At 41.5% G+C, this 14,413-nt stretch carries 16 protein-coding genes; 10 read left to right on the forward strand and 6 right to left on the reverse strand.

Annotation, left to right across the window (positions count from 1 at the left end):
- Window positions 1-24: 24 nt before the first annotated feature.
- On the forward strand, window positions 25-2,295 hold the full coding sequence (locus C2M30_RS13710) for a tetratricopeptide repeat protein (RefSeq protein WP_105172032.1): 2,271 nt from the start codon (window positions 25-27) through the stop codon (window positions 2,293-2,295).
- 137 nt (window positions 2,296-2,432) lie between these two features.
- Here the strand turns inward: C2M30_RS13710 and C2M30_RS13715 are convergent, their stop codons facing one another.
- Entirely contained in the window at window positions 2,433-2,768 is a 336-nt protein-coding gene (locus tag C2M30_RS13715) for a zinc ribbon domain-containing protein YjdM (protein WP_010559526.1), read from the reverse strand.
- A 301-nt stretch (window positions 2,769-3,069) separates the two neighbouring features.
- Here C2M30_RS13715 and C2M30_RS13720 point away from each other — a divergent pair, with 301 nt between their 5' ends.
- The 4 genes from C2M30_RS13720 (at window position 3,070) to C2M30_RS13735 (ending at window position 5,975) form a co-directional block, all read left to right on the forward strand.
- The gene (locus C2M30_RS13720) at window positions 3,070-3,597 is read left to right on the forward strand and encodes a PAS domain-containing protein (protein ID WP_105172033.1); all 528 of its coding nucleotides are present in this window, start codon (window positions 3,070-3,072) and stop codon (window positions 3,595-3,597) included.
- Between the two features lie 10 nt (window positions 3,598-3,607).
- Window positions 3,608-5,089 carry a methyl-accepting chemotaxis protein gene (locus tag C2M30_RS22055; protein WP_105172034.1) on the forward strand — a complete coding sequence of 494 codons (1,482 nt, stop codon included), beginning with the start codon at window positions 3,608-3,610 and terminating at the stop codon, window positions 5,087-5,089.
- A 131-nt stretch (window positions 5,090-5,220) separates the two neighbouring features.
- Window positions 5,221-5,619 (forward strand): hypothetical protein, encoded by a 399-nt coding sequence (locus C2M30_RS13730; protein WP_105172035.1) that lies wholly within the window; start codon window positions 5,221-5,223, stop codon window positions 5,617-5,619.
- 29 nt (window positions 5,620-5,648) lie between these two features.
- Complete coding sequence (locus tag C2M30_RS13735) at window positions 5,649-5,975, forward strand: Imm58 family immunity protein (RefSeq protein ID WP_105172036.1); 327 nt, start codon at window positions 5,649-5,651, stop codon at window positions 5,973-5,975.
- Between the two features lie 253 nt (window positions 5,976-6,228).
- Here the strand turns inward: C2M30_RS13735 and C2M30_RS13740 are convergent, their stop codons facing one another.
- Entirely contained in the window at window positions 6,229-6,480 is a 252-nt protein-coding gene (locus C2M30_RS13740; RefSeq protein ID WP_105172037.1) for a DUF2999 family protein, read from the reverse strand.
- Between the two features lie 100 nt (window positions 6,481-6,580).
- On the reverse strand, window positions 6,581-7,900 hold the full coding sequence (locus tag C2M30_RS13745; protein WP_105172038.1) for an NAD(P)/FAD-dependent oxidoreductase: 1,320 nt from the start codon (window positions 7,898-7,900) through the stop codon (window positions 6,581-6,583).
- Window positions 7,901-8,177: 277 nt separating this feature from the next.
- Between C2M30_RS13745 and C2M30_RS13750 the strand changes: the two genes are divergently transcribed.
- Window positions 8,178-8,705 carry a DUF2799 domain-containing protein gene (locus tag C2M30_RS13750; RefSeq protein WP_010559533.1) on the forward strand — a complete coding sequence of 176 codons (528 nt, stop codon included), beginning with the start codon at window positions 8,178-8,180 and terminating at the stop codon, window positions 8,703-8,705.
- Here C2M30_RS13750 and C2M30_RS13755 read toward each other — a convergent pair whose 3' ends face one another.
- Together C2M30_RS13755 and C2M30_RS13760 are read right to left on the reverse strand one after the other, a co-directional pair.
- Window positions 8,706-9,014, reverse strand: a complete 309-nt coding sequence (locus C2M30_RS13755; RefSeq protein WP_100914863.1) for a DUF6419 family natural product biosynthesis protein — start codon at window positions 9,012-9,014, stop codon at window positions 8,706-8,708.
- Window positions 9,015-9,040: 26 nt separating this feature from the next.
- Window positions 9,041-9,475, reverse strand: a complete 435-nt coding sequence (locus C2M30_RS13760) for a GNAT family N-acetyltransferase (RefSeq protein ID WP_100914862.1) — start codon at window positions 9,473-9,475, stop codon at window positions 9,041-9,043.
- 131 nt (window positions 9,476-9,606) lie between these two features.
- On the opposite strand from C2M30_RS13760, the gene C2M30_RS13765 reads away from it, so the two are divergent.
- Window positions 9,607-10,683, forward strand: a complete 1,077-nt coding sequence (locus C2M30_RS13765) for a type 1 glutamine amidotransferase domain-containing protein (RefSeq protein ID WP_105172039.1) — start codon at window positions 9,607-9,609, stop codon at window positions 10,681-10,683.
- Window positions 10,684-10,720: 37 nt separating this feature from the next.
- On the opposite strand, the gene C2M30_RS13770 is transcribed toward C2M30_RS13765, so the two are convergent.
- A complete protein-coding gene (locus C2M30_RS13770) occupies window positions 10,721-11,887 on the reverse strand; it encodes a GGDEF domain-containing protein (protein WP_105172040.1) in 1,167 nt (388 codons plus the stop codon).
- A 402-nt stretch (window positions 11,888-12,289) separates the two neighbouring features.
- Here C2M30_RS13770 and C2M30_RS13775 point away from each other — a divergent pair, with 402 nt between their 5' ends.
- The 3 genes from C2M30_RS13775 (at window position 12,290) to C2M30_RS13785 (ending at window position 14,377) form a co-directional block, all read left to right on the forward strand.
- Window positions 12,290-13,114, forward strand: coding sequence for a trypsin-like serine protease (locus C2M30_RS13775; RefSeq protein ID WP_105172041.1), 825 nt, complete (start codon window positions 12,290-12,292; stop codon window positions 13,112-13,114).
- A 67-nt stretch (window positions 13,115-13,181) separates the two neighbouring features.
- The gene (locus C2M30_RS13780) at window positions 13,182-14,033 is read left to right on the forward strand and encodes a hypothetical protein (RefSeq protein ID WP_105172042.1); all 852 of its coding nucleotides are present in this window, start codon (window positions 13,182-13,184) and stop codon (window positions 14,031-14,033) included.
- Between the two features lie 44 nt (window positions 14,034-14,077).
- Complete coding sequence (locus C2M30_RS13785; RefSeq protein ID WP_105172043.1) at window positions 14,078-14,377, forward strand: DUF1330 domain-containing protein; 300 nt, start codon at window positions 14,078-14,080, stop codon at window positions 14,375-14,377.
- Window positions 14,378-14,413: the final 36 nt, after the last annotated feature.

Consider the following 14,413-nt stretch of genomic DNA (forward strand, 5'->3'; position numbering starts at 1 on the left):
AAAACAATAAAAAGATAATGGATTATGTCTAAAGCTTGGCTCGCTTTTTTTATTCTAAGTTACAGCGTATTTTGTACCTTTGCCCTTGCGTTACCAACGCAAAAGCCCGAACAGGTATGTGCAACGTGCCACCAAAGCCAAGTTGCAGATTGGCAGACTTCACACCACTTTCATGCCATGGAAGTTGCAAGCGACTCGTCAATTTTAGGTAACTTTGACAACGCAAGCTTAGCTTATCAAAACCAAACAGCACGCTTTTTTAAAAAAGACAGTGGTTTTTATATTGAAATGCCAAACCTTACTGGCGAATTAACAACTTACGCGGTGACATATACCTTTGGCTATCACCCTTTGCAACAATATATGTTTGATTTTGGTAACGGTCATTACCAGTTTTTTCCATTTGCATGGGACAGCCGAAGTAAACAACAAGGGGGTCAACGCTGGTTTGTGCTTCACCCAGAGCAAACTAAAACCGACGCCTTTCACTGGAGCCAAAAAGGGCAAAATTGGAACCATATGTGCGCCGATTGTCACTCCACTGACTTTCAAAAGAACTTCGACTTTAAAAGTAACACCTTTAACTCAACGTTTTCCGCTATTAATGTTAGCTGCAACGCATGTCACGGCGACAGTGAACAACACTTAAAGTGGGCGAGTGGTAATAACAAAATCAAAAACAAAGGCTTTACCCATGCTATTGGGCAAAAAACACCGCTATTTCAAACCCAGGCTGATGGCACGATGAAAAGCGTTTCGCCTTTAAAAGAATCCAAACAAGTTACTATGTGTGCCACCTGCCACGGCCGACGTTCAAATTTGGCTGACCGCCAAGGACCCCATGACTTTTTCAATGCATTTCAACCTGCATTATTAACCCCAGAACTCTACCAAGTAGATGGTCAAGTATGGGATGAAAATTATGTTTGGGGCTCATTTGTGCAAAGTAAAATGTACCAAGCAGGTGTCACCTGCACTAACTGCCATAACCCGCACAGTGGTAAGTTAAAACTTCAAGGTAATTTAACCTGCACCCAATGCCATGCAAGCACCACTTTTGATACACCAAAACACCATGGCCACACAACAAATGAAGTTGGCAGCCAATGTGTTGATTGCCATATGCCCACCACGACTTACATGCAAGTTGATGCCCGTCGCGACCACAGTTTTAAAGTACCAAGACCCGATTTAACGATTAAAACGGGTGTCAGTAATGCGTGTAACCAATGCCACCAAGATCAAACGGCAAGCTGGGCGGTTTCGCAAATTAAAACGTGGCACCCAAATAGTAAACATATTGGCAAACAACACTTTGCCACCAGCTTTCACCGCGCCGATGAGCGTGCGCCAAACGCAGCTGAATTACTGACCCGTATCGCGCAAGATAAACAGTACTCGACCATTGTCAGTGCTTCAGCACTCACACGTATGCGCAATACACCCGGCAATAACGCGTTAGTTGCGATTGCGCGGGCAATAAAAGACCCATCGCCACTCAAACACATCGCCGCAATTAATGCTGCAACGCCCTATCCAGTGACCGACCGCTGGCGTCTTTTTAATGTTTTATTAGATTCGACTCACCACAGTGTGCGTATTGAGGCAGCACGCTCACTAGCCGGCATGTTGAACGCGCCCTTTCCAAATGAGCTGTCAAAGCAAGATAAGACACGTTTAAACGCCGCACTAAACGATTACATAAAAAGCCAAGAATTTAACGCAGAACGTGGATTTTCACACACTAACTTAGCTTTGTTAGCGCTTGAGATGGCCGAGCCTAAAGCCGCAGAAATGCACTATTTCGATGCGATAAAAGTTGAGCCTATTTTTATGCCAGCGTATGTTAACCTTGCGGATTTATATCGCCAGCAAGGTGATGAATCAAAAGCGCAAAATATTCTTAAGCAGGCACTTAGTGTCAATCATGAGGCAAGCGATGTGTACTACGCATTAGCAATGAGCCAAATACGCAGTAATGAAAAGCAAAATGCACTCAAAAGCCTAGAAAATTCCACTCTGTTTGCCCCTGAAAATGCAAGTTACTTATACACTTACGCGTTATTGCTACAAGACCAAAAGAATATTCACCAAGCAATTCGTTATTTTGAAAAGGCCTATGCGATTACCCCGACAAATCCGGATATTAGTTATAGCCTGACGCAAAGTTACATTGCATTAAACCAGTTTAAGCAAGCGTTATTTTATGCCGAAAACCTTGCGCGTTTATTGCCGAACGACCGGCAAATAGCGCAAATGGTTAATCAGCTAAGAATGATGCAAGGGGTTAATTAACTTTTGAGCTCAAGCAAAGGCTAATGGAAGAGTACCGTTTAAGAGGCTAGAGAAAAATTGCTCAAACTGAATTGAAACGCTATAAAAAACGGCAAGCTGTTACGCCTGCCGTTTTTTATGAATATTGTGAAACGCGATTATGCTTTTTTAACGAACTTCGCGGTTACCATCATTTCGCCAACACCATCAACTTTACAGTCAAGCTCGTGATCCTTTTTATCGAACACGCGACGAACTTGTGCTTTGGTGCCAATTTTAATCACTTGCGAACTACCTTTGATTTTTAGGTCTTTAATTACGGTAACTTTATCACCTTCAACCAATAATGCGCCGTTCGCATCTTTTACCTCGATAAGGTCCTCTTTTGCTTGCTCCTCAGGATTCCACTCAAACGCGCATTCTGGACAAACAAGATTATCTTGATCTTGATATACATATTCTGATTTACAACTAGGACATGGAGGTAACGACATAACAACTCACTACTGCGAAAAAATTTGCGCTATTTTAATTGATTTAACCCTATTAAGCGAGGGGCTTTTAATTAACATTTAAGTTTTTTTTAGCTAATACCACTCCGCTTTAGAAGAATAATTCTCATTTAAACAATTGGTTAAAATAATTATGTGGGAATAACTTGATCAAACACATAAAAAATACGCTTTTCACCATCAAAGTTTTATAAATGCACTGATTTTTTGATTTAGTGCAGTTTTAGCGCCTGCCAACAAACATAAAATATCGTCATTAAATCAATTTGTTGGAACTCCCGTCGTGACCAAATTAGCAAGCGCTTCACAGCAAATTCATTTTGCTGAAGACGAACTTATCATTAGCAAAACCGATATACGTGGAAATATTACTTACGCCAATCGCACCTTTATGCGGGTAAGTAACTTTCCTGAATCAAAACTCATTTGCCAACCGCATAACATTATTCGTCACCCAGATATGCCAAGAGGTGTGTATTACGGCATGTGGAAAACCCTAAAAGCCAAGCAAGAGTTCTTTGGTTTTGTTAAAAACCTCACCGCCGATGGCGATTATTATTGGGTATTTGCAAATGTCACACCTGATCTGGTTAACGGCGAAATACAAGGCTTCTTTTCTGTAAGGCGTTCTCCGCCTGACGCCGCAATAAAAACAATTAGCGAGGTGTATCAAAAAATGCAGCAAGTAGAAGCACAACACGGCAAACGTGATGGGGCAAACGGCGCATGGTGTTGGTTAAATGAGTATTTGCAAACCCAGCACAACACCAGTTATGAAGCCTTTGTATTAGATCTTTACGCTGCAGAATAAGGAGATTTTTATGCCAAATCATACAAGCAATGTAAGCAAAAACATCCCTTTTTTGAGCCAAAAACTGTTTATTGCCTGCGTAACCTTTGTCGCCTTAAATTTACTGGTTGCCATTAATAGCATAGTCACCAGTGGCATCAGCTTAATTAATATTTTGTCGCCGCTACTGGCCATGGTGTTTGCCTTTTTTGCTTACCAAGACCAAAAACGCCCACTGAACGCGCTAAAAGCAATACACCTTACTCTCACTGAAGCAATTGCAGGCAAAACACATGTGCGCGTAACTCGCACCAAAGGGCTTGGTGAAATTGGTCAAGTTGCATGGCAGCTAAATGATTTTCTCGATATCGTAGAGACCAATTTTAAAGAATTTTCGAACAGTTTTTCGCGCGCCGGAAAACGCGAATTTCATCGCAAGGGATTAGTGCAAGGCTTGCCCGGAGAATTCGCTTACATTATGAATAATGTTAATGTGGCGATTGAAGCAATGGAACAAGCCGATAACTTTGCAAGACAAAATCGCCTGCTAAGCGAAATGCACCACCTTAACACCAGCAATTTACTTGATAACTTAAAAGATACGCAACACCAAATGGCGGCATTATCAACCGATATGGACGATGTTGCGGCGATGGCTATCGAAAGTAAGCAAGGCGCTGATTTTAGCCATAAAACCGTGGCAGAATTAAAGCATGCCATTGAGCAAGTTAACGAGCGCATGCATACGGTAGAAGAAACCGCCAATGTATTAGCGAACGACAGTAACCGTATCGAGCAAACAATACGATTAATTAGCGATATTTCTGAACAAACCAACTTATTGGCGTTAAACGCAGCAATTGAAGCCGCGCGTGCTGGTGAATCGGGCCGCGGGTTTGCCGTAGTTGCCGACGAAGTGCGTCATTTAGCGGTAAAAACACGTGAATCAACCGACGAAATTACTGCAATTATTTCAGGGCTAACCTCACGCGTAGAAAGCATGGTGCAGCAAACCTATGAAGTGAGCAACAGCGCGAAACAAATTGGCCATGAAATGACGACCTTCTCGGCCGAATTTGACACTATAGCCACATCGGCCGAGCGCACTATCAATGTTGTGGGCCAAACCAAAGATCGTGCATTCGCCTCACTGGTTAAAATTGATCACATCATCTACATGCAAAATGGCTACATTGGCGCTGAAAAAGGCGGGCTTGGTGCAGAATCTGATGCCGTGCAAGAATCTCACACTGAGTGCCGTCTTGGTCAGTGGTATCATTACGGGGAAGGCAACGCTGTATTCTCGCGTCTAGCTTCATTTAAAGCGCTTGATAAACACCATAAAACGGTGCATCAGCATGTACTCCAAGCGATAGAACTGGTGCAGCAAGACTGGCTTAGAGACGATGGTATTTTTGACGGCATCATACATCATTTCGAACAAGCGGAAGTGGCAAGTGGCAATGTGGTACATTGCTTAAATGAACTGGTGTTACAAAAACACGCACAATAATCAAAGCCAACGACGCGTTTTTAAAGGCCGTGTGGCTTATTGCTATAACGGCGCATCATATTGATGTAATATACAAAAACTTCACTTAGGTGAGGTTTTTGTATTACAAACAATGCTGAATAAGGACAATCATGCGTTTTTTCTTTCTCGTTACATCACTGTTACTCGCTGCAAGCCCTCTTTATGCAAACCCATTTTTAGGCAAATGGCATGTTACTAAAGTTGAAACACCAAACACGTACTTTGGTGAAATTAAATACCCTAAACACTTTAAGTTAACTCAGCAAAACGGACAACTTAGCGGGCAATATCACGACCAATATGGCTATGAGTGCGACTTTTCCTTAATCGAATTAATCAATGCTGGGAATGAGCTGTTATTAATCGGTTGTGGTGTGACTAAACATGCCAACTCTTGGATGCCAGTGCACAAGGTAAAGCTCATCAATGATCGGCTGGTCGGTAAAGTGATCACGCATTCAACCCAATTCACCTGGTATGCAGAGGCCGTAAAACCCAACTCACAATAAACCACAAACTTCACCATAAGGACGTGTTTATGAGAAAATGGAAAGTGCTGTTTTTTACAACCTTGTTCGTGCTATTTACAAGCAACCTGTTTTGGCTCTATGTGGTGATTGATCAAGGTGTAAGCTACACCTATTTAAGTCAATCATATCAAGATGCAAACCACACTATTGACCACTTAAGCACGTTAATCGTGAAAGGCAGCGCGCAATACAGTAAAAGCGATATACTTCATTTGCTCAGACAAGCTGAGTCCAATATGTTGATTAGCGAAAGTGAAAATACCATCACTACTGAGTTTGCGACATTTACGTTTAACAACAACCAACTAGTCGCCATCAAACAATCCCAATTTTAATAAGCCTGTTGGCAGTCATAGCGTTAGATATATTAAGCATTGCCAAAAAATACTTTTTAACGCGTTGTTCTAAAATAATAAATATTATTCCCCATTAACTGGGCATTCAACTTGCCAGAATCATCAACTCTCAAACTGAGTTTGTCTTAGCAAAATACAAGATAAATTAAAAAGGCCAGATTATTCTGGCCTTTTATACGTTTGCTATTAGATAGAGCAATTAACTCTGCGATGAAACCGCTGACAAGTACTGTTACTTGTTAAGCTGCGCTTTTGCGGCTTCAACCTTAGAAAAATCAAGGCCTAGTTCTGCGACCGCTTCTTTAATAAGTGTAGGGTTTTGCATAACCTGACCCATCACTAGTTGCAGTTTATCTTGCGGTAAGCCTAGTTGACTAATGGTTAGCATTGCAGCCATTGGGTTTTCAGTAAGCACCTGAAAAATTTCATTAATACGCTCATCGCTAATGTTGTTTTCTTTTAACAGTGCAATAATTGGATTCATTCTACTACCTTGAATAACATTATTTGTGTTGCAGTGTAGCAGGTGATTAACATGCTGTTAATCACCAAGCTAAAAATCTAATAGACTCTGCGCTGTTGTTCTAATGTAGTTTCATTTTTGGCCTGACGCTACGCATTAGCTTTTCACACAGCCAAAGCGCCATGGTTTTTAAAGGTCCGTGAATGGCATTTTGATGCATGCGATACAAAGATACGTACATTAAGCGTGCTAATTTTCCCTCAATAAACATACTGTTATTGGTTAAATTACCCATTAAACTGCCTACCGCACTAAAGCGCGATAAATTCACAAGCGAGCCATGATCCTTGTACTTAAACGGTGTTTTGGCTTTGCCGTTAAGCTCTGCAACAATATTAACCGCCAAATTACTTGCCATTTGATGCGCTGCTTGTGCACGCGGCGGCACAAAACTACCATCAGATTGCTCACATGCCGACGCATCCCCAAGTACATAAACATGCTCTACTCCTTTGGCTTGCAAATACGGATCAACCAGCACTTGGTTGCTCCGGTTAAATTCTAGTCCGTCGATGTTTTTTATAAAATCAGCCACTTTTACACCCGCTGCCCACAGCATTAGATCAGCCGCAATCTCCTCGCCCTCAGCGGTGACAAAACCATGCTGATTGGCTTCGCTAATACGTGTATTTTCAAGCACCTGAATGCCTAAATTGAGTAATTCACGTCTCGCTGCATCACTGATGCGTTGTGGCAGCGCGGGTAAAATAGTTGGCCCAGCTTCGATTAGATGAATGCGTAACTGCGTACTTTTAAATTCGCTTAAGCCATAGTGCTTTAACAAACCAGAAACATGAATAAGTTCAGCGCTCAACTCAACCCCAGTTGCGCCACCACCGACAATAGCAATTGAAAGTGAGTTTAACTGGGAGCTTTGTTCACCACTTGAGTTTTGATGAACGCGCGTAAAGCTATTTAGCAGCGCATGCTGAAAACGTTCTGCTTGCTGTTGAGAGTCCAAAAAGTAGCAATGTTCGGCAACACCTGGGGTGTTAAAATCGTTACTAATGCTGCCAATTGCAATAATGAGTTTATCGTAATGAAGGGTGCGTTCAGGCAATAATACTTTGCCGTTATCATCATTGTGTTGTTTTAAACTGATAGTTTGGTCGTTGGTATCGAGTTTTATAAACTCGCCCAAAATGAATTGAAAACCATGAGTTGCTGCGTGAGCTGAATACGACACGCCATCTAAACTAGTGTCGAGCGAGCCTGTTGCTACTTCGTGTAGCAAGGGTTTCCATATGTGTGTGCGGTTTTTATCAATTAACGTAATGTTTGCGCGTTGTGACTTTCCTAATTTTTGTCCTAACTTACTTGCAAGCTCAAGACCGCCTGCGCCACCGCCAATAATAACGATATTAGGATGTGTGTTAATCATAATTGTGCCCTTTAAAAGTTATAAAGAGCTGAATACATAGATTTTTATCGTGGGTATTAGGTTGGCTATGTGAGCCGCATAATCAATAAAAATGGGTATCATCAGGCATTCTTCAGGTCTTTATAACCTGACACAATATCTTTATGTTACGCCGCAACGTACCTAAGTGAAAGCCATAAAGTATTGCAAAATATGTCGTACGCGTGACAGCGTATTCAGTTAATATTCATGGCGTATTTTCTATGTTTGAAACAATTACCCAAAACTGTGAAAGATTATGACCTTATCAACACTTTATAAAACAGCGAGTCTCGCCGTTATTTATTTATCACTTAGCGCTTGCGCAGCTATTTCACCAGAAAAATGTAAAACCGCTGATTGGTATAACCTCGGGTACAGTGACGGTCAGAGCGGCTATAAGCGCAGCCGGGTAAATGAATACCGCCAAGCCTGCGCGGAAGTAAACATAGATGTAAATACCAAAAAATGGCAACAAGGGTACGAACAAGGCAACCAAGTGTACTGCACGCCAGAAAACGGTTATCGCATTGGTCGCGCCGGACAAACATACAACGGAGTGTGTTTAAACGAGTCGTTCGTTAAAAACTACAACAAAGGTAAACGACAATATGATATCGACGAGGAAATTAAACAGCTAGAAGACCGCTTATACCGCCTAAAAGAGCAATATCGCAATGAAACAAACGATGATATTAAGCGCGAAATTCGCCATGATATTCGTGATTTAGAACGCGAAATTGATCGTTTGCGCATTCCACAAGTCATTTACCAAGTCGTATTTTAGTTACGATGAACCAAGTGCTAACTGCTTTTTAACACCTAGCATCACACCACCAAATGCCACGCTAAAAATGCCTGCCAGCATTGCCAACGACGATAGCGTGGCGTTAGCGATGCCCGGACTTGCCAAAATGGCTAATGTGTTAATAAATACTAACATCAACGCTGAGAGCAAATAGCCTTGATAGCCAATTACACCGGCAAATATCAAAAACAAAAAGGTAAAACCAAGCGCTGGCGTAAACGCCGCAGCAGCAATCACCCCAACTACTAAAGAAAGCGCTATTACCAACCCGATTACGATTTTATACATCTTTGCCTCCGTGCATATGCTTTTATTTAGCCAAGTAATTTTTCAAATCGAATTTTATGATCTTGAAAACTTGGCGCTTTTTCAAGATCAATTATTGCATAGTTGTTTTTGACAAGCATTGCCAACATCGCACGAAAACGATTCATGGTTTTTACCTGAACAGCAGTAAACCCATGTTGTTGTAGCCAACTCTCTTGCTGCAATAGCATTTTTTGAGCAAGACCTTGACCGCGATGATTTGGCACCACAGCACCTAACCAGCTGTAAAACGTTGTATCGTTTAATGCATAACCGAGTTTATAACCTATCGGTTCGCTATTGTGATAGGCGATAAGCAATAAATGGCGTTTATCAGCAAGGCGTAATTTAATATCGGCGAGTTTTTTTGGCGATGAAAATTCAGGAATCGCCTGCTCGATTTGCACCATTTGCTCAAGTTGCCCAATTTCAATTGTATACATAGTTCTTGCTTATTTGGCTTTAAACTGCCGCCAGTATAGAGAATTTAAAAACCTGAATCGATCTTCCTTCACGCTTTTTTCACATCTGGCACGTTAGTGTAACGACAAACAACGCAACAGGAACTAAAACTATGATTAAAAAATTAGTCATTACAATAGCTGTCATTGCCGCGATTGGTATTGCTTCACTTTACGGCACCAAAACTTGGCTTAAAAGCTTACTGCCCGATAAAGCCCACTTTACAGCGCTAAAAAATACGCAAGTAAATGATCTACCTTATGTCACCGAAAACCCCGCGCCCTATCGCGGAAAAATCCTCGCAGTTGTCACCAGCACTGACAAAATGGGGCAAGACAAACCAACTGGCTACGAGCATACCGAGCTTGCCAGAGCCTACTGGGTGTTTACTGCAAACGGTTTTGAGGTAGATATTGCAAGCCCTAAAGGCGGTAGGCCGCCAGTGGTTATTGATGGTGAAGATATGGGGGCTTACGATTACGCATTTTTAAACGATAAAACCATTCAAGCACAGGTAGCAAATACCTTGTTACTATCACAAGTTGACCCAAATGATTATCAAGCGGTTTATTTTGTTGGTGGTAAAGGCACCATGTTTGATTTTCCCGATAACAGCGATGTGAAACGGATCACCAAAGCCTTGTATCAAAATAACAAGGTTGTAAGCGCCGTATGTCACGGCCCTGCGGCACTGGTAAATGTTACCTTGGATGATGGCTCGCATTTACTCGAAGGCAAAAAGGTATCGGGCTTTACCAATGAAGAAGAGTTATTTTTAATTCCCGATGCGAAAACCCTCTTTCCGTTTTTGCTCGAAGATAAGCTGATTGCACGTGGCGCAACATTTCAGCCAGGCCCGCAATATCTAGAGCAAGTAGTGCAAGATGGCAAACTTATAACGGGGCAGAATCCATGGTCAGTGTGGACTTTGGCTGAGCGCGTAGTTGCTGAACTAGGCTATACACCCAAACCAAGAGTGCTCACTGGTGAGGAGCACTCCGTTAGGCTGTTAAAAACCTATCAACAAAATGGCTTAGCCGCAGCAAAAGCAGATATCGCAAATAACCCAAAAGCACACCAACAAATATTAGTTGTGATGCATGCAATATTGGCGTTTATGCAGCTAGATATAGGTAAAGGATTTGACTTATTGAGCCTCGCCAAAGTAATTAAAGCGCAACACGCATAAATTGCTTAGTAACGTAACTCTTCAACTAAAAGAGGGGTTACGTTATGTCCGATACTACTCTATCACGTCCAAGTTCTTTGGCGTCATAAAGCAAATCGTCAACGCGTTTAAACATCATTTCAATTGCTTCACCGCGTTGGTATTGGGTAACACCAATACTTGATGTGATTGTGATGCTGTTTTCATCACTCATTTTTATCGGCTCTGCTTTTAGCGCCATTGCAATTTGCTCAGCACATCTAATTGCTTGTGTGGTTTGTGTATTCGGTAAAATTGCCACAAACTCTTCGCCGCCATAACGTGCAACTATATCATTACGTGTTAATTTGCTTTTAATAATGTGCGACGCCACCTTTAACACATTATCGCCTGCAAGATGCCCATAGGTATCGTTAATTCGTTTAAAGCGGTCGAGGTCAAACATCACCACACTAAAGCCAATATTTTGCTGTTTAAGTTGTTCAATACGACGCAACATGACACGCCGATTAATCAGTTTTGTTAGCGGATCAACCGTGGATTCACGATACAAATTCATCAACATTGAAAGTTGTGCAATTTGCAGCCACAGGCTAATACCGGCAAACAAACCAAATAGCCAAACGCCATTAAACAAATGCCAATAATCACCGTTAAAAAAGTGCGCTTGTACGAGCATAAATGGAATAAAAATCAGGCTAATTAAAATCACACCACCGCGAATAGTCAGTGGAAATAACCCGATCATTGCCAATGTTAAATACGGCATCATGGTAAAAATTAACGGCACACTATCAAGGCTGTTAAACGTCAGCATAATGTACAAATAAAACAACGACGGACACAAAAACGACAGTGCAATCACATGTTTTATTAAACTCACAGAAGACGAGCGTTTTACGCGATAAGCCATAATAAACAGTGCCACCGAGAGCGAAATACGCGCCACAAGTAAGGTTTGTGCATGTGCTTGCGGTAGTGTTAGAAAATCAAAAAAGCCAAATGAGGGCACCGAAAATGCGAAAAACAAACACATAATCCATAAACGTCTGCGAATATAATCCGACCGTTTATGCGTAAAATCAGTTGAATGGGAATGCGATGAAATAAGCTCGACGAGAGGATTGTTTTCTAAACGAAGGTAGGTTTTGAGTTTTAACGATTTAAACTTAGATAAGGGCTCTTTTTTGTCACTATACGGCTCGCTTAGTGTGGTTGGCTTCATACTTAGTCTCACTTACGTCTATTACAACGCCAAATAATGTTGACGCAATAATCATCAATTCGAAGCAAGTTTAACCGTTGAGCACATTTACGTGATTATTCTAGATCAATAAAAACACAGTAAACAAAGTACCGAAATTAAGCACATAGCCTTTAATTTAATACACCCCTAGGGGTAAACGAATGCAAGAATTAGCTAAATATAAAATGCACTTTAACGCAACCTTACAATCTCTTACAAAAGCGATAAAGTTGAGCGGTAGCAGTACGTTGCAATATCTGGTACAACTATAAATTGTTAAAGCTAGCTATTTACCCAGGGATTGCTGCCATTCACACAGTGTAAAAAAGCACAACGGCATTTGAATCATTGTTTGTAACGCAATACTTGCAAGGAGCGCGAATGAAATACCTGTTAACCTTACTTTTAAGTATATCCGTTTCCGCTCAAGCAATAATCATTAGGCACGATGTTGCTGATGCACAATACAAAGTACCAAGCACTGAGTTACCTCAGTTAGCTACATTTTATTTTGACGGCGCACACGGCACGCTTATAGCGCCAACTTGGGTATTAACAGCAGCCCATGCGACATTTTGCGTGAAGCCTTACTCCTCAATACGACTTAATGGAAAAAACCACACGGTTAAGCGTGTTTATGTTCATAAAGATTACACTCCTGGGCGAAGCCACGATATTGCCTTAATTGAATTACAACAACCCGTTTTAGGCGTAACGCCTTTCTCACTCAACACAAAATCTGACGAGTTAAACAAAAACCTGTGGTTTATTGGTATCGGTGGCACAGGAAATGGGTTAACGGGTCAAACAGTTGATAATTTTGAAAACAAAGGCCAAATGCGCAAAGCACAAAACACTGTGACATTGGCACAAGGTCCGCTGTTAAAGTTCACCTTCGATAAAGGCGATAACGCACTGCCCCTTGAGGGCGTATCCGGTGGTGGTGACAGCGGCGGCCCCGCATACACATTTCAAAATGACACAGGCATTATTTACGGTATTAGTTCACGCGTCGAGGGCGGTAATATTGGCAAATACGGTGTTAGCGAGGTTTACAGCAGAACATCATTTTTTGCGCCTTGGATAAACAAGATTATAAATGGTAAGAATATAGACGCGCTTTCAGACGCCAAGTTGAAGCAGTTGCCTGCAGGGTTAATAGAAGACATTTTGCCACGTGTCTGTAACGACATTCGTATTAAATAAAACAACACTGATACAACACATATAAATGTGACGTATCACCTTACATTTCAAACAAAAGAGGGATCTTATGAAACGAAATTACATCTTGGCACTAGCGTTATTGACGACTACTCACACTAGCTTAGCCTTTGATTTAACCGCCAAATGCTTAAAAGTGAAAGAAATCTTCAACAAGCAACCTCACACTGCAACAACGTGGCAAAACTACTCAGCTGGCTCGGCAACTCCCTTTAAGCAAATAAACGCAAACGGTTTTGGCGCGCCGGTTGTGCTTAAAAATGATAAACAAGCTACCGTTGACCTATTGGGCCTGCATCCATTGTTAGTGTTCAACTACGCTGAGGAAGAAAAAGCAAACACGTGGCAAAAAGTCGACCTATACGCTCACAAAACCTACCAACAACATACCGACGTTACTAAACAGCCAGATATAGTGACTGTGTTAAAAGAATCGCTCGATTTGTCACCAGAAAGCATTAAATGCAACTATGACACTAGCTCTCCAAAGGACCTACGTAAAAACTTAAATGAACAAGTTTCATGGTCAACATTACTGACAATTAAGTCGTTTATGATGCCAGAAGATGTGATTGGTGCGATAAAAATTAAAAATCGCAATGCAGTGATTATTCGCAGTAAATCGGGGTTTGAATATTACGAATCAAACGACGAGAAAGCCATTAAAATTACGGTGAACAGCCAAGACAAAAGCGATCTCGACAGCTTTATTGCCACAGTTGAAAGTAACCCACCGTTCACAACACCAACAGAAATTACAGCAAAGCTGATTAGCGGTATTCACAATAATAATATTGCAGACTGGCAAAGTGCACTTACCTTAATGAAACGTGAAAAATACACAGTACCGGCGATGGAACCCGTACACATACGCATTGTGACGATCCAACATCAACTTTGATATTCGTGTATTTTTTATCAACCCAAAGCAAAAGGAGTTATTAGATGTTCGAGTATTTAGTTGGATTAGAAGTAACTAACAACCAAATGTATACGCAGTATCGAAATGCGATGACGCCTATACTTAAGCAGTATGGCGGCGGGTTTGGTTACGATTTTGTGGTATCTGAGGTATTAAAATCCGCAGTAGATGTGCCGATTAATCGCGTGTTTACCATTGTGTTTCCAACAAAACAAAACGCTGATAGGTTCTTCTCGGACGACTCGTACTTAGCGGTAAAAGCCGAATATTTTGATTCTTCTGTTGCGCATACCACAATTATTGCCGGTTATGAAAAGGCGTAAGAATAACTGCTAACCGTCACTTTTACGGCACGCTAG

This window comes from Pseudoalteromonas sp. T1lg24 (assembly GCF_002964745.1).
In the GTDB taxonomy this organism is placed as follows: Bacteria; Pseudomonadota; Gammaproteobacteria; order Enterobacterales; family Alteromonadaceae; genus Pseudoalteromonas; species Pseudoalteromonas spongiae.